This is a genomic window from Kosakonia sp. (genome assembly GCF_032052965.1).
GTDB lineage: Bacteria > Pseudomonadota > Gammaproteobacteria > Enterobacterales > Enterobacteriaceae > Kosakonia.
This window is the reverse complement of the sequence record NZ_DAMBVN010000002.1, coordinates 1-21,108: the sequence shown is the minus strand read 5'-3', so window position 1 is coordinate 21,108 and position 21,108 is coordinate 1. Positions and strand designations below refer to the sequence as shown.

22 protein-coding genes and 3 pseudogenes are annotated in these 21,108 nt (G+C 46.2%); 11 read left to right on the top strand and 14 right to left on the bottom strand.

Translation table 11 applies throughout. The features are described 5' to 3' along the window. Position 1 precedes the first annotated feature (1 nt). Together tssE and RTX30_RS03470 are read left to right on the top strand one after the other, a co-directional pair. Positions 2-442, top strand: a complete 441-nt coding sequence (gene tssE, locus RTX30_RS03475) for a type VI secretion system baseplate subunit TssE (RefSeq protein ID WP_312686884.1) — start codon at positions 2-4, stop codon at positions 440-442. Positions 443-473: 31 nt separating this feature from the next. After that, on the top strand, positions 474-1,826 hold the full coding sequence (locus RTX30_RS03470) for a VasL domain-containing protein (RefSeq protein WP_312686883.1): 1,353 nt from the start codon (positions 474-476) through the stop codon (positions 1,824-1,826). Between the two features lie 212 nt (positions 1,827-2,038). Here the strand turns inward: RTX30_RS03470 and RTX30_RS03465 are convergent. The 11 genes and pseudogenes from RTX30_RS03465 to RTX30_RS03415 all read right to left on the bottom strand — a co-directional run. After that, positions 2,039-2,277, bottom strand: a pseudogene (locus RTX30_RS03465) (Arm DNA-binding domain-containing protein); the annotation flags it as partial. 320 nt (positions 2,278-2,597) lie between these two features. Continuing rightward, positions 2,598-3,395, bottom strand: coding sequence for a helix-turn-helix transcriptional regulator (locus tag RTX30_RS03460; protein ID WP_312686881.1), 798 nt, complete (start codon positions 3,393-3,395; stop codon positions 2,598-2,600). 143 nt (positions 3,396-3,538) lie between these two features. Next, entirely contained in the window at positions 3,539-4,372 is an 834-nt protein-coding gene (locus tag RTX30_RS03455; protein WP_312686879.1) for a DUF4942 domain-containing protein, read from the bottom strand. A 114-nt stretch (positions 4,373-4,486) separates the two neighbouring features. Beyond that, a complete protein-coding gene (locus RTX30_RS03450; RefSeq protein ID WP_312686877.1) occupies positions 4,487-4,825 on the bottom strand; it encodes a TA system toxin CbtA family protein in 339 nt (112 codons plus the stop codon). Between the two features lie 24 nt (positions 4,826-4,849). Further along, the gene (locus RTX30_RS03445) at positions 4,850-5,200 is read right to left on the bottom strand and encodes a type IV toxin-antitoxin system YeeU family antitoxin (RefSeq protein WP_312686875.1); all 351 of its coding nucleotides are present in this window, start codon (positions 5,198-5,200) and stop codon (positions 4,850-4,852) included. A 22-nt stretch (positions 5,201-5,222) separates the two neighbouring features. Continuing rightward, positions 5,223-5,444: a DUF987 domain-containing protein gene (locus tag RTX30_RS03440; RefSeq protein ID WP_061277215.1), complete on the bottom strand. Its 222-nt coding sequence runs from the start codon at positions 5,442-5,444 to the stop codon at positions 5,223-5,225. A gap of 13 nt (positions 5,445-5,457) precedes the next feature. Then, a complete protein-coding gene (gene radC / locus RTX30_RS03435) occupies positions 5,458-5,940 on the bottom strand; it encodes a RadC family protein (RefSeq protein ID WP_312686870.1) in 483 nt (160 codons plus the stop codon). Then, a complete protein-coding gene (locus tag RTX30_RS03430; RefSeq protein ID WP_312686868.1) occupies positions 5,937-6,170 on the bottom strand; it encodes a hypothetical protein in 234 nt (77 codons plus the stop codon). The genes radC and RTX30_RS03430 overlap by 4 nt, the downstream gene beginning before the upstream one ends. Before the next feature lie 10 nt (positions 6,171-6,180). Then, the gene (locus RTX30_RS03425; RefSeq protein WP_312687460.1) at positions 6,181-6,651 is read right to left on the bottom strand and encodes an antirestriction protein; all 471 of its coding nucleotides are present in this window, start codon (positions 6,649-6,651) and stop codon (positions 6,181-6,183) included. Between the two features lie 88 nt (positions 6,652-6,739). Beyond that, on the bottom strand, positions 6,740-7,561 hold the full coding sequence (locus RTX30_RS03420) for a DUF932 domain-containing protein (RefSeq protein ID WP_312686866.1): 822 nt from the start codon (positions 7,559-7,561) through the stop codon (positions 6,740-6,742). A 185-nt stretch (positions 7,562-7,746) separates the two neighbouring features. Beyond that, positions 7,747-8,691, bottom strand: coding sequence for a hypothetical protein (locus tag RTX30_RS03415; protein WP_312686864.1), 945 nt, complete (start codon positions 8,689-8,691; stop codon positions 7,747-7,749). Between the two features lie 562 nt (positions 8,692-9,253). Between RTX30_RS03415 and RTX30_RS03410 the strand changes: the two genes are divergently transcribed. From RTX30_RS03410 to RTX30_RS03400, 3 genes and pseudogenes are all read left to right on the top strand, one after another. Continuing rightward, positions 9,254-9,901: an inovirus Gp2 family protein gene (locus RTX30_RS03410; RefSeq protein WP_312686862.1), complete on the top strand. Its 648-nt coding sequence runs from the start codon at positions 9,254-9,256 to the stop codon at positions 9,899-9,901. A gap of 121 nt (positions 9,902-10,022) precedes the next feature. Continuing rightward, positions 10,023-10,238, top strand: coding sequence for an AlpA family transcriptional regulator (locus tag RTX30_RS03405; RefSeq protein ID WP_198337998.1), 216 nt, complete (start codon positions 10,023-10,025; stop codon positions 10,236-10,238). A 244-nt stretch (positions 10,239-10,482) separates the two neighbouring features. Then, positions 10,483-10,995: pseudogene (locus RTX30_RS03400) on the top strand (putative zinc ribbon protein). A 97-nt stretch (positions 10,996-11,092) separates the two neighbouring features. On the opposite strand, the gene RTX30_RS03395 reads toward RTX30_RS03400, so the two are convergent. After that, complete coding sequence (locus RTX30_RS03395; RefSeq protein WP_312686858.1) at positions 11,093-11,452, bottom strand: helix-turn-helix transcriptional regulator; 360 nt, start codon at positions 11,450-11,452, stop codon at positions 11,093-11,095. 1,000 nt (positions 11,453-12,452) lie between these two features. Further along, positions 12,453-12,614: pseudogene (locus RTX30_RS03390) on the bottom strand (hypothetical protein); the annotation flags it as partial. A gap of 274 nt (positions 12,615-12,888) precedes the next feature. Here RTX30_RS03390 and RTX30_RS03385 point away from each other — a divergent pair. The 5 genes from RTX30_RS03385 to RTX30_RS03365 are packed head-to-tail and all read left to right on the top strand — an operon-like array spanning position 12,889 to position 20,255. Continuing rightward, positions 12,889-13,092, top strand: coding sequence for a helix-turn-helix domain-containing protein (locus tag RTX30_RS03385; protein WP_026027839.1), 204 nt, complete (start codon positions 12,889-12,891; stop codon positions 13,090-13,092). A gap of 59 nt (positions 13,093-13,151) precedes the next feature. Next, positions 13,152-16,205 carry a type I restriction endonuclease subunit R gene (locus RTX30_RS03380; RefSeq protein ID WP_312686856.1) on the top strand — a complete coding sequence of 1,018 codons (3,054 nt, stop codon included), beginning with the start codon at positions 13,152-13,154 and terminating at the stop codon, positions 16,203-16,205. Then, entirely contained in the window at positions 16,198-17,454 is a 1,257-nt protein-coding gene (locus RTX30_RS03375) for a restriction endonuclease subunit S (protein WP_312686854.1), read from the top strand. Before RTX30_RS03380 ends, RTX30_RS03375 begins: the two co-directional genes overlap by 8 nt. Beyond that, positions 17,451-18,584, top strand: coding sequence for an AAA family ATPase (locus RTX30_RS03370; RefSeq protein ID WP_198337993.1), 1,134 nt, complete (start codon positions 17,451-17,453; stop codon positions 18,582-18,584). The genes RTX30_RS03375 and RTX30_RS03370 overlap by 4 nt, the downstream gene beginning before the upstream one ends. A gap of 15 nt (positions 18,585-18,599) precedes the next feature. Beyond that, on the top strand, positions 18,600-20,255 hold the full coding sequence (locus tag RTX30_RS03365) for a type I restriction-modification system subunit M (RefSeq protein WP_198337992.1): 1,656 nt from the start codon (positions 18,600-18,602) through the stop codon (positions 20,253-20,255). Positions 20,256-20,391: 136 nt separating this feature from the next. Here the strand turns inward: RTX30_RS03365 and RTX30_RS03360 are convergent, their stop codons facing one another. Beyond that, positions 20,392-20,562 carry a hypothetical protein gene (locus RTX30_RS03360; protein ID WP_198338009.1) on the bottom strand — a complete coding sequence of 57 codons (171 nt, stop codon included), beginning with the start codon at positions 20,560-20,562 and terminating at the stop codon, positions 20,392-20,394. A 193-nt stretch (positions 20,563-20,755) separates the two neighbouring features. Between RTX30_RS03360 and RTX30_RS03355 the strand changes: the two genes are divergently transcribed. Then, positions 20,756-21,076 (top strand): hypothetical protein, encoded by a 321-nt coding sequence (locus tag RTX30_RS03355; protein ID WP_312686850.1) that lies wholly within the window; start codon positions 20,756-20,758, stop codon positions 21,074-21,076. The last annotated feature ends 32 nt before the right edge of the window (positions 21,077-21,108 follow it).

The window sequence follows — 21,108 nt, the reverse complement described above, 5'->3', positions numbered from 1 at the left end:
TATGCCTCGACCCTCCCTGTATGACATGCTGTACGGCAACGTGGCCGGCGGGCTCGATCTGCACCACCTCAATGAAGAGGAGCAGGTCATCCTGTCTGTACTGGATAACCTGCAACGCATACTAAACTGCCGGGCAGGCACGCTAGCGCACCTGCCGGATTATGGCCTGCCTGATATGACGAAAATCCTGCAAGGGATGCCCGGCACCGCGCATCAACTGATCGCTATTCTGTCAGGCGTGCTGCTGAAGTATGAACCGCGCCTGAAATGTCTTGACGTAATCCTGCTTGAGCAGACGCAGCCCGGCGAATTGCGCTATGCCATTGATGCCGAACTGAAAGACATCGGCCTAGTGCGCTACGGTACCGAATTTATGCCGGAAGGCCGCATCCTGCTGCGACATTTAAAACAGCAGCAGTATCTGGAACATCAGGCTATCTGACGTCTCCCTCCTCCTATTCCCGGAGTAACTTGTGACACATCTTCACGAATTCCATCTGCGGACCGGTGGCGATCCGCGTACACATGCTCATTACGCTGCGCTTCGCGATGAGCTGAACAAACTGACACACCCGGCACGGCCAGACATTAACTGGTCTTATGCCGAAACGCTTTGCCTGAGCCTGTTTGAACACAACGGCATTGAATTACAGAGCGCAGCCTGGTTCACGCTGGCACGAACACAGCTTGCTGGTTTGCGTGGAATGAATGAAGGGCTGGCCATTCTTGACGCCCTGATCACCCGGCAGTGGGGGAGCCTGTGGCCGCAGGCGGTCCATACCCGGGTGGAGATCCTGAGCACACTCGCCCGGCGCCTTCAGCAACACCTGCGTATGCAGGTACTGAGCTATTCGGACTTAGGCGCTATCTATCAGGCAGAAAAACACCTCTCAACAATCACGGACTCCCTGCAGCGTCTGGAGCTGAAGCACCAGACCGGGCTTGATGCCCTGGGCCAGCAATTGCACCATAGTGCTGCCCGGATCGAGAACAGTAGCGATACGTGGGAAAACAGGTCGGTCCCCCCCGTCGTTCTGCCCCCAGCTGCGATCATCGGTAACGCCAGTGATCATGCCCGGCGCCTGGTCTGGGTGCTCCCTCCTCCTTCTGATCCACGCGTTACCGTAATGCCAGAACCGCCATCCAGACCGTGGCGGCCGTTTGTTGCCGGCATGCTTACCATGTTGGTGGCAGGCACGCTGAGTGTCTGGGCGGCCACCCGTCTGACCACCGATCCGGACCAGCAGGCGTTAATGGCCACGGTCGCCCCGCTGCCAGCTCCGCTTCCAGCGGCACGTCTTGATGCTCTGAAATCCCGCGCCGGACAATACGACAGCGACTGGCTTACACGGGCACAGGCACAGCTGGACACCCTGTCCCGCCAGTCCCCAGCCTGGTCGCTGGACTACGGCCACCTTCTCGTTCGCCAGGCGCAGTATCTGTGGCCTGCTCAGCCTGCAACCGCCGCACTCACCCGTCAGTGGCAGCAGCATTTGATCGCCACAGCCGCTCCGCCAGAGAGTCTGAAGGGCTGGCGACAGGGGATGACGCGGCTGCAGCAACTGACCAACCGGCTTAACGGTCTGGACGAACAAAAAGGAAAATACATGACGGTTAGTGAGCTGAAATCGCAGATTTTTGCTATTACTCAGGCATTTAATCAGACGGTTCCCGCCGAAGAGCGATTGCGCCAGCTTGCCACCCAGCTTGAAGGGGCTCCAGTCCAGGCGGTCTTGCGTGAGCAGACGGCACTGCATCTGAAGCAATTGCTGGCACGCTATGCCCTGCTCACCCCACCGCAGGCAGATCATCAAATAACCCCGTAACCGGGGTAAACCGCACGGATTCATCTCAATATTTGCGCATTCACACCCACCTGGCCGCCAGAATGAGCCTCTCTGCGCGTTCTGCTCGCTGGCAGAGTAAATACCAGCCTGGCGCTCCCACTGTGCCACAGTTCCTACGATGGGAATTTTCGCCTGAGATGCGGCATGTCAGAGGTGATGGTCTGCTCTATCTTTTTCTTGCTCTCACTCTAATCGACGTCATTAGCTAACAGCTTACGATCTTCATCCCTGCGTGTGCGGGCCTCGCCAACAACACTTTAGGGTATTTATCGAACGCCAGTATCTTCTCTTCACCACCAAAGCGACAACGAAGCCGCCAATATTTGGAACCGTTAGGATGAACCAGCTAAATCATGCCTTCACCGCCAGCGAGCTTAAAGGCATTTTCTTCCGGCTTTGCCTGGCGAATTTTCACGCCACTTAGAGCCATGATGAATTTCCTTTAAAGGGCACTGTGCGAGTAAAAATGTGGTCGAACCAGAAATATCCACAGATGTACCGATATCAGTAAATTGACAGAGATGGAATCAAACTGGTTTGGATTGAGATGCCAGGAGATATATGACTCTATTGCAGAATTACAGACACAAAAGCACCCGAAGGTAGCCTTTCACATCACTTGGTGCGAAGGCCGCACCGCGATTCATGACATAACCAATTGAAATAAATGTATTTATAAAAATAAGAGATCACGGCGTATACTCACATGTATACTCAACGCGATTCCCTGTGAATACAGATAGCTAAAAACTATTCTTCATCTTCTTCCACAGGCTCCAGCGCGTCAAGTACGACTCGCACCATGGCAATAGAACCAATGCGGATAAAAGCATCTTCTCCATCTTCGTCGGTTAGCATATAACGATCTGTCGTTTCAGGCTCGCAGTCCAGTTTTTCAAAGAACGCATTCAACTGACCGATATCATCCGCCTCTTCGTTTTGCGGCGCATCAGGCTCAACGCTCAGGGGAATCACAGGGCCACCGTTCACCAAGGTGATATGGACATTAAAATAATCGTCTTCATAGTCGTCTTCTTCTTCGCTCATGATGGGAGCAAAGCCATCAGACAGGAACTGATAAAATACCACTTCGCGCATATTTAACGCATAACGATACTCGGAAGAATCAAGAACGAAGAAGCGCTCTGTGTTTGGAGCGTCTTTTTCCTGAAAATAATAATAAAACCTCCGCTTATCCGCAGCTGAAATGGGCAACAACAAATAGTCCTGCTGTCCCTGAAGCCAAAACTTTACGGTCCAGAGACCGCTATCCATTTCAATACCGCTTGTGGCTATCGTCTCAAGATCTTCATCAGTTTTACGGCGCTTCTTGTGAAAGTCGTTAATCAACTGATCACTTTCCGGGAATACGATATTTAAAGGCTTACCCAGGGCATTGCATATTGCCTGTGCAAGGCCTAGCTTTGCTGCGACCTTTCCGGTTTCGATACGCTGGATTTGCTGTTGGCTGGTGCCGACCATATACGCCAGCTCGCGCTGAGTGATCGACAGTTGGGTACGAAGCTGTTTGATGTTGTTCTGTAACATGGTATCGCTCTTCTGATGAGATTGATGACAAGCATTAAAACACAAAAAAGCGTAAAAACACATTTATGTGTTTTCAGATGAAGGTTCGGTATAAGTGTGGAAGATTTGAAAGACCATTACCCAAAAGCGAAGATCTTTTACACTCACTTAGCAGCCAGCATTCCCGGATAGTGCTTCGCGATGATATCGTTCATCTTCTCTACCAAATCCATACGCTTAAACGTGATATGACCACTGCCCTTTTGGAAAAGGCGAATAGTGAAGAGATCATCTTCGAATACCTGCTGTCGTGGATTATCGCGAATGAAGTTCATCAGTCGGATAGTCACATCGTGCCGATTATCGGGAATGGTTTTACCATCCAGTAGGAACAACATGCGCTCCAGATCCGCTATCTGGTCACGCCGCCAGCCCCAGCTCAGGCTGTAGCCCCATTTATCGTACTTCACCAGATTGTTAACGATAATCTTCTTGCCGAAGTAACAGGGGTTATTGGTTTTGTAATCCCAGCTTAATCCCCTGAACACATTGATAATGCCACGCTCGAAGACCTCCTGTTTGTTGTGATGAAGCTGCTCAAAGGTACTCAGGATATTCGCTGCGCTGATTGCCGGGAGGTCACCCTCTTCGAGGTTCTTAGCCCACTGGCTACGCGCCTCAGCATCCATTAACGTCAGCATCCCTGACTTCAACATCAGATCGCGCCAGATGCTGCGGTCGATATTGCGGGTGATGACTGGCATCGCTTTATCTACAGGCTGCACCAACCAGCAGTCGAAGGAATGGCCCTGCCGCATCGCCCAATGATTAGCTACGTTGCCGCCAATCCCGGAAGTGAGCCGGGAAACGTCATCAAGTTGACGAATCAGCGACTCAATCTGTTTTAGCGCAGCATCGCGTCCGGTGACGATACGCTCAATGCTGGTCGAGCAAATTAGCTCATTATGCTCGGTTAACACTTCAGCTTCTGTTTGCATGATATTTTGTCCGTAAAAAGCAAACACGCCCGCCGTAAATGGCAGGCGCATTATGCAATGAGTAAAAGAGGAAGTAAGTTCGGGAATGTAAATCGGGAAGGCGGCTCGCAAGATTCAGCGTGCCGAAGGATGATGGCTTTGCCGTAACAGGCCGGTTGCCTGCCTCGCCCGTAAAATATCTACCGCCCGAAGATAAGGTGACTGCTCCTGACAGTTAAACCCTCTGCGATCGATACGAACCAGTTCGTACTTTTCCACCAAAAAGTTAACGGCATCAACCAACTTGATACCGGCGTCTATATGCTCCTGAATAACGCTGTCATCACTGAACGGCGTGTCGTTCAGCGTCAGACCATAGTGTTGTTCCAGCAGGCATGTAAGTAACGTTTGCCAGACAAGCGCTGGCGGCGGGCATGGCTTCGCCCCCCGCTGATTTGCAGGAAGAGTTTTCATAAGGTTTCTCGTTGGGAAATTGACTTAGCGTTGGGTGGGATAGATAGCGAGATAAACGTAGCCACAGCTACCAAGCGTATCCGCTTCACAGGCCAGTCCTTTTGCATACAGCGAAACACAGTGCTGGTGCCGTGGATTAAGCTCGCCGCTGGTGAGCATCAGCTCCAGCTGTTTGAGCAGCAACGGAAATGCCTGGTCAAGATGGCGTAAATCCTCATCGCTGAATGTCCCGGAGATGCTGGCGCGGTCAGCCAGGTAATGCAGGTGGTTTCCTTCCTGTACGAGCCGTGCACCAAAGCACGGCGTGACGGTGGGTTTAAGTCCCCACCAGGGTCCAGCAATATCATGGTTTGCTACATTTATTGTGTTCTGCATTTAAGTAATCCTTAACTGTGCGTTAATTCAGGGTTACGCTGCGCAATACGACATAAGGACCGTTGCGGTCCTGACGGCGTTCTGCGAATACTGCCAGCACACCGCTGATATCCTGCACCTCCCGACCGGCATAGTGGCAGATACTGCCGGACCATGTGTATTTCCCGGTGCAGAAGCGAAACAACCGGGACTGCGGGTGCTGACGGTATATCGTCATCGCCTGACGTTTACTGATAATTTTCATCGCTATTTATTCCCTATAACCAGCCGCGTTCAGCGAACGAAACGATATCCATGCCGCCAACTACCAGGTGATCCAGCAGGCGAATATCAACCAGTTCCAGCGCCTGTTTCAGACGTTCTGTAATCAGCCTGTCGGCATTACTCGGTTCAGCCTCACCCGACGGGTGGTTATGCGCAAGAACGACAGCAGCGGCATTATTTTTCAGACCGGATTTAACGACCTCACGTGGATGTACAGTGATAGAGTTGATCGTCCCGAGGAACAGCGTGTCGTGGGCTATCAGGCGATGCTGATTATCCAGCCACAGGACGGTGAAGGCTTCGCGGTCCAGTGTGGCGAGCTGCAGACGCAGCCAGTCTCGGACTGCATGGCTGGAGGTGAATGCCGCGCCGGGCTCGCGTAACTGACGTTCCAGTAGGGTCAGTGCGCGTCTGATGGTTCGCTGTGAGGCGGGAGATATCCCCCTGCTGTCGGGGGCGCAAGTGGTGGTATTCATTTGCTTTTCCTGTCTGTTGACGTGTCGGGAGGGGATGTGTTGTACAACTTCACGGCAACGGCGAACTCGTCGTGCAGGGATTCGAACCATGCCCAGATATGGAAGAGAGGCGTACCTGCCGGGAAATGCAGGAAGGGTTCGTCGGTCACAACATCACCGTCCTCATACCTGACCGTTGTTTTCCCCAGGACATCCCACAGGGCATTCAGGTGAGACAGTTCATATGGCATGGCGGGATGCTCAGTCGATAATGCGCATGATGGAGCTGCATTCTGCGTGGTTCAGTGCATAGTCACGCAGACGCCAGTAGTGTTCCGTCATGGCGTCGCATTCTGTGCGACATACATGATGACTGTAAGCGACAAGACAGACTGCAATCCCGGCTGCTTCGGCGCTCATGTCTGCGGCTTTGCCATTCATGGCGTTGAACAGCGACCATAAGGCATCGTTGTCCGCTTCCGGAACCATGAAGGCCCCGCCGTTGCTGAGAGTATAAAAATCCCAGATACCGCCGCTGTAGTCAGCGCAGAACCGGTCCATCCACGCAAAGACCTGCGGTTCAAGGGTTATCCACTGCGGGATGTTGCCAAAGTGCTGCGGCCAGAATTCCACACGCTGTTCGTCCGGTACGGGCGTGGCTGTCAGCGCCGGTGCAGAACCGTCATCTATAGCCTTCAGAGGTAGCTGATTGTTATCGTTAATATTAATCATGGCGGTCATGTTAATTTTTCCTTATGCATGAATATGTTGAATGGAAGTGTCGGACCGGGGATTGATTTCGGTGACTGGGCGCGGGTTATTACCTGCCCAACAGGTTCATCATGTTCTCTGCCATCACCCAGAGCGCACGGTTTAACTTAACGTCGCCATCAATCCCGTTTACTGCTCGGGTGTGGGTACGTTTACCCTGCGCGGTACGGCCACTTAGCCCGCCTTTCAGCAGGTTTTCCTGAATGCGCTGGTAAGTGGTCCACAGGTCATCGCTCTCGTCCTGCCAGCGGCGGGGGGCAAGGATTTGCGATTCAGTCACTGGCTGGTACTCTTCCCCAAAACGGTATGTCAGCGCCGCTTTAGCCAGTGCATGTTGTGCGGGTGACGGTAGTTGCAGGGACTGCATGGCGTCGCGTTTCTCTTCCACCCGGTCAAAGACGCTGAGAACCTCATAGGCACCTTCAATGACTTTCTCAACAACATCTCCTTTATGTGGGACACGCACTTCACCAAAGGACTCACCGCAAATTAACCCGTTCTGACATACAGCCCTGAAAATCCCAGGTAACATTTGATAGCTGCTCGAACCGTCATGGCTGTTAAGAAGAATGATCTCCGGCACTTGCTTACCCGTAATCTGGCCTTCCCGGCGTAACCGCAGCATATGTTTGGTATGCTCGCGCTTACTCAGGTCACGAACGCGAGTCTGACACGCAAAGAACGGCTGAAAACCTTCACGTTGCAGGTTATCAAGAAGGGTAATTGTCGGGATGTACGTGTACCGCTCGCTGCGGGATTCATGCTTTTCTCCGCTAAACACGCTGGGAACGTGACTAATGAGCTCCTCGCGAGTTAAAGGACGGTCGCGGCGAATCTGATTCACTCGACCAAAACGGCTAATTAATTTCATAAGAAAACTCCTTCTTCGCACCATTAACAGAAAAGGCCATACCCGCGAGGGTATGGCCTTCAGTAACTATCATGATTTTATTTGATAAATAAAAAACTGCTTAACTCACATTGATTATATATGTCTCATTTTTTATGCATGTGATTAATACACTCTTTAATTTCTTAACTCTCTACTAAAACGAATCATTCATGATTGTATCGTTTTTTTGCTTTTTCAATGCCATATTGAAAGCCATCCAAAAGGTTAGGGATATAAGGGTCTTTATCGTCCTTTATTTGATATTTTTTTAGTTTAAAAGCTCTGTGTGCGAAAAATATCTTCGTTTCAGTATCAAATAGTTCCGCGCGACTTTTTTCCTCATCACTTTTAAAAAGGCCATTATCTTCATACTTAATCCCAATAAAAAAACCACCAGATTTTGAATTGGAAGCACGATCAATATAAATAAGATGTGAGTGCTTCCTTCTATCCCAGCCATCTTCAGCATAGCTTTTAAATGTTTTAAATCGGATATAGTCAAAGTCAAGATAGCGCACAAACTCATTATTATTTTTTTCATCAAAAACGAAAGGAATAGTGTGGACATATTTGCTAATAAAATCTATATGTAGATAATCACTTTGTGGGTAGTATACAAAACTAACATTAACATCATTAATAAATACAAGAGTGAGATTTGAATTAAATGATGAATACCCATTATCAATCCAATTTATAGTGCTTTGCGTTTCTATATATTCACGAACACATTTAAAAATTGTTTTGGTTAGCTTATCATATTTAATTTTATCGTTCTCAAAACCATCAATATCGCCACTACGAACCTCTGTGACAAAAGATCCCCTTAAAATATCTGTAACTTCCGCTGTAGACACATTAAATCTAAATTTGCTTCTTTTTATAGCGGACTCAAACCCATCGCTAGGAAGCATATTTCTATTTTTAACATAATTACCTTCCTCTAACTTCTTAAGAAGCTCCTTGGAATAATCCGAGTCATACAACCTAAATGAAACTAGATCTTCGACTAGCTTTGATGCTGACAAGTTATTTATTTCTGCAAGTTCTATTATTTTTTGTTTCATTGCTAATGATGAAAAGTGAACTGAAAGTCTTTTGTTAATCATAAAACCACCTGTCAAGTTAGTGCAGATCCTAGTATATACTATTTTTATGGTGATGCTATTTTTATGTTATTGCGGATAATCAATAACTTAGTTACAGATACATGTCAAAAGAATCCTGTAATTGCAGCTTCCGAATGCGCCTAATGCGTCTGTACATTAGGGTAAAAAAATACTACAGAGCACGCGGTTTGCAGATAATCAGTTTTGAGTACCATCCCCAGATGTTCGTAAATGACCAGATTTTCTCAGAGTAACTAGAGAGCGATTTCAGTCGGTTTTGGTAGCTGTTTTCCTTCGTTTTTGAGCTTTCTTTCTTCTATTGAGAACACCTTCCTTTTCCCCTCTATTCCTTCGTATTGTTAATAATGGGCGTAGATGTAGTAGACGTAGATATCAATAAGCAACAAAGACATACGGAAGTAGATCTACATGAGGGGATATGAGTACCCGTAACCATCCCCTTAGGGGAGAGCCAGAAAAAGGGGTAGGAAGAGATCATCATTCCTTAAATCATTACCAGGTATCCGATGAACTGAGTTCAATCAGCTAAGGGCACCACATAATGAGCATCAAGAGCCAAAGTCGGTATGGGGAACTGAATCATAACTATGTTCACGGTATTACCAGAACAATCGACAGAACGTTAAAACAGTATCCCCGTCTATTGGCAATAAGAGTCGATCTGCGCTTCCCTGACGAAGAAGAGCGTCCAGATTGCCCTACACAGTGTTATACAGGCTCTGAGGTCATAACCCGTTTCATCAACTCGGTAAAAGCACAAATCAAAGCGGATATTAAACGTAAGAGAAAAGCGGGTAAGAAAACGCTGACGTGCAACATGAGATTTGTATGGGTACGGGAATTTAATCAGGAAGGGAGCAAGAAGCATTATCACGTATTACTTTTGCTCAACAAAGACGCCTATGCGTGGCCGGGGAAGATTAAACAAGATCCTGACAATGCATTCAACCATAGTGTTTTTAATATGGTTGTTCGGGCATGGATACGGGCAATCAAACGAGAATATGCGGAAAACAAGTATGTGGGACTGATTCACATCCCACCAAGTGGCTTTTACCAGTTAAACCGTAATAACAGCAACTTCGAGGACAATTTCGAAGATTTAACCTCAAGAGCGATGTATATGGCTAAAGAGTACAGCAAAGATAATACGGATGGTCAGCGTAACTTTGGCTGCTCAGTAAGGTAACGGGAATAAATTATTTTATTACTGCCGTCTGGATGTTGAGAAGGAGAATGCGTCAACGGTTAACCATCACCAGTACAGGCGTTTCTCCATATCTCTCAACATGCATATGGAAACAGTCATCATGACCACTCAGAACAACACCACCAGCCTGCTTAACGACAAGATGGTCGATATGGCATTCATCACCAGCTTTACGGGCTTAACCGATAAATGGTTCTACAAGCTGATTAAAGATGGGGAGTTTCCGAAGCCTATAAAACTAGGTCGTAGCTCACGATGGATGCAAAGCGAAGTGGAAGCATGGGTTCAAAACCGCATCAACCAGTCACGGCAATAACATGGCTGTGAATAAACTTGATAAGTTGACTCAAGTTGCCTCTACAGTCCCCAGTAAAGCTTTCTACTGTAAAACCAGTCAGTTCCCATCTTAAAAAGAAAATCTGTCAGAAACGCATACAGCGCATATCGAAAATACCAACAGAAAGGCACCGGGCATTTATGCATCTCCTGCGGCCACGTCGTTGAATCGTAAAACAGCATGTCTGGTGGACTTCGTACTGACTCATCGCTGTCTCATCTGTATGAAACCAAAAGGAATCATAGCCATGCTCAAGATAAGCATATTGCGGGTAAAGCAGTATCTGGCACTCGACGATGACAATCATTACGTTCCTGCAAAAGAAGTTCAGCCCAGGGCCGACAATCAGTGGTTCTGTCCTGATTGCCATTGTCCGGTAAGACTGCAGGACAACATCATCGGTGAAAATGCCTGGTTTGAACATCTTCCGCCCACTGAAATCACTAAAGCTGAGCTGTCAAAATGCGCTTACATTCGGGCAGAAATCAGGAGACAGGCTTTTCTTCAATGATTACGCGCGCTGGTTGACAGCATGGATACCGTCAGCCCGGTCACGCACTGGTTCTGTGTCTGGTGCAATACTCACTCTCAAGGGAAGAAACATTGTAAGACCTGCAAAACGGGGATATACAGCATCAGCAGAGGAGGCTGGAGCTGGAATTATAACCAGCCGGAAGGTAAATCGAATTCGGGGAATAAAGCGACAGCTCAGATAACGCTATCAGGCAACCGGTAAGCCATCCTGAAGCTGTTACCCATACTGGCCAACTTCCCATGAGCTCATCATCAAAACAGTCAGGAATACGCTCACAGACTGAATCTTCGATGTCTTCTCACTTCCCCCGTTGTGTGGCGGGCTTACTGGTAGTCAGTGAAGGGTTAAATACCGCACTCAACCCACCCTGCTGAAAAGCCTGGATAATTTTGGTTTTATTCTCAGCGTCCAAAGCGTCGAAAATCAGGCTCCACCATTTTTTGATATCTTCTTCTGAAAGGCGTTCCTGCTTAGCATTGTCCGTAAAGGGGTCGCCTTCCCCCGTAATAAGCCAGGTCAAAGAACGGCCTGTGTATGCGGCAATTGTAGCCACACTGTCGATACCTGGCACCGTACCGGTTTTAAGGTATTTCCTTATGGATGCTTCGGAGACTCCGCAATCCCTGGCAAAAGAGGCGACAGACTGCTTTCCGATCACAGCTTTGAGACGCTCGCCAAAATGCTCCGGTCCTTTTGGGATGGGGGCTCCCCCCAACTGAGCTGACTATAATTACTTTTCATACGGTAAATCCACGTTATCAGGATGATAACTATAGTACGATATATTACTTCATTAATCGTAATATTTTACCGCAAATATTATAATTTGGCATGATATTGGCTTTTAACTGTAATATAGTACATAAAAAATAAAATATATAGATCATTATGTTACAATCTAAAAGTCTGTTGAAGGCAGGCGTACGAGCCTGTACTAGCGAAAGCAATCCATCCTAAAGCAACGAAAAAATGCTTCTTACCTGTTATCAGAAATCACGACGTAAATTGCGCTATACCCCTGATATCATTAGACCGGGGCTTTCGATACCAAGAAATTGAGATCGAATCGCGTTAGCCGAAGATGCTAAGAACCAATCACAGGATAAAAGATGACAATCCTTCAATAGCGTGCAGAGCTACACCGTCAAATTTGTGCCATCGCCAACGAGGTCACGTTGCCAGAGTCTTATCCATTTAAAGAGCAGGTTGTCATTGACGTCATGTTGTCAGGCTAGTGCAGCAACACTTCCTTCTTCTTCAAGGGCCAGCCTGACCAGTTCCATTTTAAATTCAGGGGAATAGTGTTTCCGGAGGAGTCGTTCTTTGGCGCGCATTAGGTGTCCACCTGCAAAATAAGTGGGAACTTAAGTTACAGGATCATGGTTTCTGAGCCAGACGGTACTGAGACAACGCTTACGATCTTACCCACGTAATGTGGACGCAGCTCTAAGCGCGATTCTGGTTTTCAAACTGTTCCAGACTGACACCGCCGCAGGCGACTTTGCAACTGGCTGCAGCTTGCGGGGTGCCGGTAATGGACAGAACCACCTGACTGTCCAGGCCACAGTAGTTCTGTCCCGTCCGTGATGGTTCTGAATGTCTCAGGGCGTGAAGCGGACGTAAGAACTAAAACGTACCGCGAGGTATCTATGCCAGAGCGAGTAACGCTGAGGTCGTCCCCGTGAAGAAGGCGTTGCTGACACATACCAGCTCTGAATGGCCTCATCGCCCAGCAAGAAAGTGATGTCGCTCCGATTAATCAGGGCTCTGTTGTAGATACGCCAGTTGGCGATTTTGAAAATTCTGCTTTGCTGATGCAAGTTGCCAAATTGATAGCTGTACGGTCGATAGTCTACGGCAGTTCAAACAAATTGTTGAATCATGTGGAGGAAAAATCCAAGTTCATGTTGAACTACCAGACAGCTCAAGCCACGGTTTCAAGCTGTGACATTCCTACTTTCACATGTGAAAGCTCATCCTCGACCAGTTTCTGTTTAAAAATCATCCCAACCAATAAAAATTCAAGATTAAATTGAATTTTTACAGTTTAAAAGGTTAACATCAGTTTAAATAGCGCCAACCCCGAGCACAGATATGATACGTTGCCATCTCGCCCGCCTGATGGGAGAGCGGAAAATGAAGATTTCCGACGTTTTACGAGAAACAGGGCTTAGCCGCAATACAGTGACCCTAATGTACAGGGAGACAGCTCAAAAAATAGACATTGAGGCATTGGATAAGCTCTGTCAGCTCTTTGCTTGCGAAGTGGCGGATATACTTGAATTCACGGATGAATAGCGTGGCACCTGTAGAGACCCCCTATGCCAGCGACGTGTCAAAATCATTAGGCGTAACCAATGACTAAAGAACAACTAATTGAGCAAGGTTTAATCGCCAAGCTGCAAGACCTCAAATACACCTACCGTAACGACGTTCGCGACAAGGCTAGCTTGGAGCAGAACTTCCGTAAGAAGTTCGAAGCTTTGAACCGAGTCAACCTATCCGATGCAGAATTCAACCGCCTTCGTGAAGAGATCATCACAGCGGATGTCTTTTTGGCAGCTCAAGCGCTGCGTGAAAAGGGGAAATTTACCCGTGAAGATGGCACTCCGTTGGAATACATGCTGGTTAATCTTAAAGACTGGTGTAAAAACGACTTTGAAGTAATTAGCCAACTTCGTATCAACACAGATAACAGTCACCATCGCTATGACGTAATTCTACTACTCAATGGCCTACCATTGGTACAGATTGAGCTTAAGTCGCTACAGATCAGTCCTCGCAGAGCGATGGAGCAAATTGTTGAGTATAAAAACGACATTGGCAATGGCTACACCAATACTCTACTCTGCTTTATGCAGTTATTTATCGTCAGTAATGGTAACGATACGCGCTATTTCGCCAATAATCGCAAAGAGCACTTCAGCTTTAATGCCGATGAGCGTTTTCTGCCGATTTATCAGCACGCAGATAAGAACAACAAGAAAATTGCTCATTTGCATGAATTTGCTGATGACTTCTTGTCAAAGTGTACCTTGGGTCAATTGATTAGCCGCTATATGGTACTAGTGCAGAGCGAGCAAAAAATGCTCATCATGCGCCCGTATCAAATCTATGCCGTTAAAGCTATTGTGGATGCTATTCACCAGAACCGTGGTAATGGCTATATCTGGCATACCACAGGCTCTGGTAAAACACTCACATCATTCAAAGCCTCTACGCTATTGAAAGATAATCCCGATATTGAAAAATGTTTATTTGTGGTCGATCGCAAAGATCTGGATCGCCAAACGCGAGAGGAATTCAACAAATTCCAAGAAGGATGTGTAGAGCAAAACACCAACACCGAAACGCTTGTACGCCGCATGTTATCGGAAGACTATGCCGATAAAGTGATTGTCACTACCATTCAAAAGCTTGGTCTGGCCTTGGATGAAAATAGCAAACGCAACAAGGCTCAGCAGAAAAATGGCAAACAGACATATAAAGAGCGTTTGGAGCCGCTGCGTGATAAGCGCGTGGTATTTATCTTCGACGAATGTCACCGCTCTCAATTTGGTGAGAACCATAAAGCCATTAAAGAATTTTTCCCCAAAGCTCAGTTATTTGGTTTTACCGGCACACCTATCTTTGACGAAAATTCAAGCTATCAGCAAGTAGATGGCAACCTGGCCTCTTTCAAAACCACGGAAGATATTTTCGAAAAAGAGCTACACGCCTATACCATCACCCACGCCATTGAGGACAAAAACGTACTGAGTTTCCACATTGACTATTATGGGAAAGACGATGGTAAAGGTGGTCAAACCAAGCCTAAGAAAAAAGAACTACCACCACCTGAAGCGGTAATAAAAGCCATTCTCGAAAAACACGATAGCGCCACAAATCAGCGCCGCTTTAATGCCGTGTTAGCAACAGCATCGATCAATCACGCCATCGAGTACTTTGAGCAATTTAAAACGCTTCAAGCACAAAAGCAGTCTGAAGACGAAAATTTCGAGCCATTAAATATCGCCTGTGTATTCTCACCACCGGCCCAGATCGCTAAAGAGAACGATGGTAACGGCAATGGTAGTGTAAACAGCAACAAGAATGCTGCAGACATTAAGCAGCTTCAGGAAGACCTGCCCCAAGAAAGTGCCGACAACCAGGTAGAGCCCGAAAAGAAAAAGGCAGCCCTGATGGCGATTATTGCCGACTATAACGCGCAATACGGCACCAATCACACCATTAACGAATTTGACCTTTACTATCAGGATGTGCAGCAGCGCATTAAAGACCAAAAGTACAGCAATACTGATTACCCTCGTAAAAACAAAATCGACATCACCATTGTGGTGGACATGCTGTTAACCGGTTTTGACTCAAAATACCTCAATACTCTTTATGTGGATAAAAACCTGAAGCATCACGGCCTTATCCAGACATTCTCGCGTACCAATCGTGTGCTCAATGACACAAAACCGTGGGGCAACATTCTGGACTTCCGTTATCAGGAAAACGAAGTGAACGCAGCAATTGAGCTGTTTTCTGGTGGTGCGAAAGATAAAGCCCGAGAAATCTGGCTGGTCGATCCAGCATCCAAAGTGGTTGAGACATTCCAGAAAAAGGTGGACGAATTGAAAACCTTTATGGAGTCCAAAGGCTTAAGCTGCGAGCCATCTGAGGTGCACAACCTGAAAGGCGATACGGCCAAGGCCGAGTTTATCAACCATTTTAAGGAAGTGCAGAAGCTGAAAACCCAGCTAGAGCAATACACTGAACTAGACGAAGAAAGCAAAGCCGCCATAGAACAAAAACTGCCAACAGATACTCTGCGGGGCTTTAAAGCTATTTACCTCGACACAGCTATGGAGCTAAAGCGTAAACAAGGTAAAAGTGATGACAACGAAGAATCGGTGGAGCAGCTTGAGTTTGATCTAGTGCTTTTTGCCTCCAGCATTATCGACTATGACTACATCATGGGGCTGATTGCCAAATCCACGCAGAAAACTGGCAAGCAAAAGATGACGCGCCAGGAGCTGATTGACCTGATCAGCGCCAATGCTAACTTGATGGAAGAGCGTGAGGATATTATTGCCTACATCAATAGCCTCAAGGCTGGTGAAGCGCTAAGTGAAAAGCAAATCCGCGAAGGCTACCAAGATTTTAAAGTCCAGATAGCAACGCAGGCATTAACGCAAATGGCCGAGAAGCATGGGCTGCAACCCCAATCGCTGCAAGCTTTCGTGGATGGTATTCTGGATCGCATGATTTTTGATGGCGAACAGCTAACAGACCTACTTGCCCCCTTGGAGTTGGGTTGGAAAACGCGTCGGTTGGCAGAGCTGGCCTTGATGGAGGATTTAGTACCTTACCTACAAAAACAGGCCGATGGGCGTGAAATATCGGGATTAGATGCGTATGAATAAGCAAAAGAAAGGATTGGTTCCTGAATTACGGTTTCCTGAGTTTGAGAAGGAGCCTAACTGGTCATGCGTGAAGTTGAATGCAGTGGCAAAACGATTAACAAGTAAGAACAAAGGAGAAAAAATCACCCGTGTGCTGACTAATTCTGCGATCGATGGGATTGTAGATCAGCGAGACTATTTCGATAAAGATATTGCGGTTAAAGGGAATCTAGAAAGTTACTACATAGTTGATGAAGGCGACTACGTCTATAACCCGAGAATATCCTCTGCCGCACCGGTAGGGCCAATCTCGAAGAATAAAGTGGGCAAAGGAGTTATGTCACCGCTTTATACGATCTTTAGGTTCAATAGCAAAAAAAATGATTTCTTCGAGCAGTTTTTTAAGTCTTCCAGATGGCATGGCTATTTACAGACGGTCTCGAATAGTGGTGCACGCCATGATCGTATAAGTATTTCTAACAGTGAATTCATGGCAATGCCTGTTCTTAATCCTGGAGATAAGGAACAGCAAAAAATTGCTGATTTTCTTGCCTCCATCGACGATCTAATCACGCTGTATACTCAAAAACTCGATGCTTGCATATCCCATAGAAAAGGATTGATGCAACAACTCTTTCCTGTCGATGATGAATTTTTACCTAAGCAGCGTTTTCCGGATTTCCGGGGTGATAGGAAGTGGAAACCTAGAGTTTTAGGCAATTTTTTGCGTGAGCGAAGCCAAATTCCTGTCGAGAAAGTACCATTATACAGTTTAACAATTGAAGATGGTGTATCTCCAAAAACGGAAAGGTATGAACGATCTTTTCTAGTTAAGAACGAATCAGAGGCGTACAAATTAGTTAAGCCTTTTGATTTTGCCTATAACCCGATGAATCTGCGCTTTGGTGCGATTGCAATGCATTCAGGCTCAGAGGATGTGGCAGTATCAAAGTACTATAACATATTCTATTGTGACGACACTGTAGACGCGAAATTTTGCGAAATGTATTTTAAGTCGGCAGGGATGATTACGCATTATAACAATGTTGCGACAGGTTCTCTTTTAGAGAAAAGAAGGGTTCATTTTAGTGATTTTTTGCGGATTGAAATCCCTTTTCCTTCCTTAGATGAACAGAGAAAAATTGCGCAAGTTATTGGCGAGCTTACCGTGATGGTAGATAAACAATCTCAAAAACTTCATTTTTTAAAAGATCATAAAAAAGGCCTGATGCAAAAGCTATTTCCTGCCATGGATGAGGCTGACTTATGAGCAACAAGCCAAAAATTCGAAACCGTAACAACCTCCATAAAGTAGTTGAGCTTATCAGGGATGACCTGCGACAAAGTGACAATGGCGGCGTCGACGTTGTACTGTTATATGCCTATAACGGTACGGGGAAAACACGTCTATCAATGGAGTTTAAAAACGCGGGCAAACGTAAACGTGGCCAAGACCGAGACACCCTTTACTTCAATGCGTTTACTGAGGATTTGTTTCATTGGGATAACGACCTTGCGGGCGATGCGAACAGGGTGTTGCAGATCAATTCAGACTCCAAGTTTTTTGAAGGCTTCAAAGAGCTAGCTCTTGAAGAAAAGATCTTCACCTATCTGGCGCGCTACAGTAACTTCAACTTTAAAGTCGACTACGATAACTGGAATGTTAGCTTCAGCAAGCTGGTAAAGAATCCGCGTTATCGCCCTGAGTCCGAAGAACCTGAAACTATTGTTCAGGACAATATCAAGATTTCGCGCGGTGAAGAGAATATCTTTATCTGGTGTGTGTTCTTGGCTATTTGCGAATTGGTGATTGATGGAGCAGAAGCCTACAACTGGGTGAAATATTTCTATATCGACGATCCTATATCTTCGTTAGATGACAACAATGCCATTGCCATAGGCTCTGATCTAGCGAAGCTCTTAAAACGCTCAATCGGCAAAGTGAAAACAGTAATATCGTCACACCACAGCCTGTTTTTTAACGTTATGTGTAATGAGTTAAAGAAGCAGTCGCATAAGTCCTACTTCATATATAGCCGTAATGGTGACGGTTATAGCCTTCAATCCACAACAGATACGCCATTTTTCCATCATGTGGCCATGCTCAGTGAACTAAAGAAAGCCGCAGATGCGGGTAGGCTCTATACAAACCATTTTAATGTGTTACGAGGCGTGTTAGAAAAAACCTCCGCATTTTTCGGTTTTAAGGACTTTTCTGGTTGTATTCACGGCATTGATGATGAGGTGCTTTTCTCACGAGCCCTAAACTTGTTAAGTCATGGGGATTACTCATTGTTTGATCCTAAAGAACTTACCGAAGACAACAAGCAACTTTTCAACAGCATTCTGAATGGGTTTCTGGAGCGATACGCCTTCGATTTGCCCGATATCCATGCCTAAAGGTAGATGACTAACATGACCAAAGAACAACTTAATCAGCTTGGTAAAACCCTCTGGGACATTGCTGATCAACTACGCGGCGCGATGAATGCCGATGACTTCCGCGACTACATGCTATCTTTTCTATTCTTGCGTTATCTGTCCGATAACTACGAACAGGCCGCTAAGAAGGAATTGGGCGGTGATTACCCCGAACCGAAGAATGATGATCGTCGCGCACCGCTAGCAATCTGGTATCAGAACAATCAAGCTGATATTGCCGATTTTGAAAAGCAGATGCGTCTTAAAACACATTATGTTATTGAACCTGCGTTTCTGTGGAGCAGCGTGGCCGAAATGGCACGTACTCAGCATACGGATTTGCTGGATACACTATGGAAAGGGTTCAAATATATTGAAGAGAAATCTTTCAACAGCACATTCCAGGGCTTGTTCTCGGAAATAAACCTACACTCTGAAAAGCTCGGCAAAAAACCTGCTGATCGTAATGCCAAGCTCTGTACCATTATTCAAAAAATCGCCGAAGGTATTTCTGGTTTTAGTAATGCAAGGGACGATCTGGGTGATGCCTACGAATACTTGATTGGTCAGTTTGCAGCAGGTTCAGGAAAAAAAGCTGGTGAGTTTTATACGCCTCAACAAGTTTCTACCATCTTGTCAGCAATTGTCACATTAGACAGCCAGGACCCAACGACTGGTTCAAAGAAAAAAATTAAACAAGTTATGGACTTCGCCTGTGGCTCAGGCTCTTTACTATTGAATGTACGAAACAGGTCAAGCGCTGAAGGGGGCTCTGTAGGTAAAATATTTGGCCAAGAGAAAAATATTACTACCTATAACCTTGCACGCATGAACATGCTGTTGCATGGGGTAAAAGATACCGAGTTTGAAATTCATCACGGTGATACGTTAGATAATGATTGGGATATTCTCAATGAGATGAATCCTGCTAAAAAAATACAGTTCGACGCCATCGTCGCTAATCCACCTTTCAGTTTGCGCTGGGAACCGACCGAGGCATTAGGTGAAGATTTTCGCTTCAAGAACTATGGTCTTGCTCCTAAATCTGCGGCTGATTTTGCCTTCCTTCTGCATGGTTTCCACTTCCTCAGTGATGACGGGGTTATGGCGATTATTCTGCCACACGGTGTTTTATTCCGTGGTGGTGCGGAAGAGCGTATTCGTACCAAGTTATTAAAAGATGGGCATATAGATACCGTTATTGGCCTTCCTGCAAACCTGTTTTTCTCAACAGGCATACCTGTTTGCATTCTAGTGCTCAAACGCTGTAAGAAGTCAGATGATGTGTTGTTTATCAACGCCGCAGAAAACTTCGAGAAAGGAAAACGTCAGAATTACCTTCGAAGAACTGATGAAATGCCTAATGGAGAGTTGGGCGATATAGAAAAAATCATCGACACCTACCAATTCCGAAAGGAAGAAGAGCGATATTCCCGTCGTGTGTCTATGGAAGAGATTGAGAAAAAAGGCTTCAATCTTAATATTTCACGTTATGTCAGTACAGCACAGGCTGAAAAAAGAATAGATCTAAAAGATGTCCACAGTGCGTTGGTATTATTGGAAGATAGAATTAAGAGAGCAACGCTCACTCATAACACATTCCTCGAAGAACTAGGACTACCACCACTTCCCTTAGCCGAAAAAGACTAAGCTGAAATGATGTACTTATAGATGAAATATAGAGCCCAAATCATCAGTAGTCGGGCTCTATATTTATCAATTTAGAATACTATTGATCGGCACAAGAAAGGCACTGCCAAGATTATGTAAACAATGAGCGTCCGCTTCACGCCCAGAGGCATTCGACAAGCTTTTTATGGCTAAGTAAGGGTGATTTTTGTTCTTCCAGTGCCAGCAAATACTTCGCTTCGTCGTGACGGGTTTTGGTCTTCCAGCGGCGGTAAATGATCCTTAACCTCAGGCTTAATTTGAGCCTGAACGGCAGCTTTTCGCTCAAAGCAGTTCCTCAGCGCAACGCCCCGTCCGCTCCGTGCCAGAAATGGACATTGGCAAAAACGTAGTGTTTTTTACTCACCGAGGCAGATTATTCGCGATTTTAGAATTTGGCTTCATTGTCAGTAGTGATAATTATGCGATTGTAGTTTTTCCGCGAATGATAGTATTTTTCCCTTTAGATTAGGTGCTGGACAGTGAGCAAAGCGAAAACAATTAAAGGGATAGAGGTTCTGGGAGGTGACCAGGATCTTGAAATACTTCTGAGCGCTTGGATTAAAGCAATCGTACGTTATACCTCTGCCAATGAGCTAGATAATCCTTGGTGGTACAATGAAAGGGCTTCGCTAAGTGTATTGGCTGGTGCGGCATGGACTCTCAAAAACTGGCATGCCTTAGAAGAATTTTCCACAAGGAAGCGTCATCGCACACTTGAACCAGGTGTCGATAGTGGTTCGTTACGTCACGGTCGTTGTGATCTCTATATACAGTCCCCTGACCTGCTCCCCATTGATTAATACACATCGATGTTAGTAATGTCTTCATAAGC

Bases quoted from the DNA above. Each gene is read 5' to 3' on its own strand.
- RTX30_RS03370 (WP_198337993.1), top strand. From the start codon at position 17,451: ATGAGCAACAAGCCAAAAATTCGAAACCGTAACAACCTCCATAAAGTA.
- RTX30_RS03415 (WP_312686864.1), bottom strand. From the start codon at position 8,691: ATGATTAACAAAAGACTTTCAGTTCACTTTTCATCATTAGCAATGAAA.
- RTX30_RS03445 (WP_312686875.1), bottom strand. From the start codon at position 5,200: ATGCAGAACACAATAAATGTAGCAAACCATGATATTGCTGGACCCTGG.
- RTX30_RS03425 (WP_312687460.1), bottom strand. From the start codon at position 6,651: ATGATTAATATTAACGATAACAATCAGCTACCTCTGAAGGCTATAGAT.
- RTX30_RS03375 (WP_312686854.1), top strand. From the start codon at position 16,198: ATGAATAAGCAAAAGAAAGGATTGGTTCCTGAATTACGGTTTCCTGAG.
- RTX30_RS03455 (WP_312686879.1), bottom strand. From the start codon at position 4,372: ATGCAAACAGAAGCTGAAGTGTTAACCGAGCATAATGAGCTAATTTGC.
- RTX30_RS03385 (WP_026027839.1), top strand. From the start codon at position 12,889: ATGATACGTTGCCATCTCGCCCGCCTGATGGGAGAGCGGAAAATGAAG.
- tssE (WP_312686884.1), top strand. From the start codon at position 2: ATGCCTCGACCCTCCCTGTATGACATGCTGTACGGCAACGTGGCCGGC.
- RTX30_RS03450 (WP_312686877.1), bottom strand. From the start codon at position 4,825: ATGAAAACTCTTCCTGCAAATCAGCGGGGGGCGAAGCCATGCCCGCCG.
- RTX30_RS03460 (WP_312686881.1), bottom strand. From the start codon at position 3,395: ATGTTACAGAACAACATCAAACAGCTTCGTACCCAACTGTCGATCACT.
- RTX30_RS03430 (WP_312686868.1), bottom strand. From the start codon at position 6,170: ATGCCATATGAACTGTCTCACCTGAATGCCCTGTGGGATGTCCTGGGG.
- RTX30_RS03440 (WP_061277215.1), bottom strand. From the start codon at position 5,444: ATGAAAATTATCAGTAAACGTCAGGCGATGACGATATACCGTCAGCAC.
- RTX30_RS03365 (WP_198337992.1), top strand. From the start codon at position 18,600: ATGACCAAAGAACAACTTAATCAGCTTGGTAAAACCCTCTGGGACATT.
- RTX30_RS03380 (WP_312686856.1), top strand. From the start codon at position 13,152: ATGACTAAAGAACAACTAATTGAGCAAGGTTTAATCGCCAAGCTGCAA.
- RTX30_RS03420 (WP_312686866.1), bottom strand. From the start codon at position 7,561: ATGAAATTAATTAGCCGTTTTGGTCGAGTGAATCAGATTCGCCGCGAC.
- RTX30_RS03405 (WP_198337998.1), top strand. From the start codon at position 10,023: ATGACCACTCAGAACAACACCACCAGCCTGCTTAACGACAAGATGGTC.
- RTX30_RS03410 (WP_312686862.1), top strand. From the start codon at position 9,254: ATGAGCATCAAGAGCCAAAGTCGGTATGGGGAACTGAATCATAACTAT.
- radC (WP_312686870.1), bottom strand. From the start codon at position 5,940: ATGAATACCACCACTTGCGCCCCCGACAGCAGGGGGATATCTCCCGCC.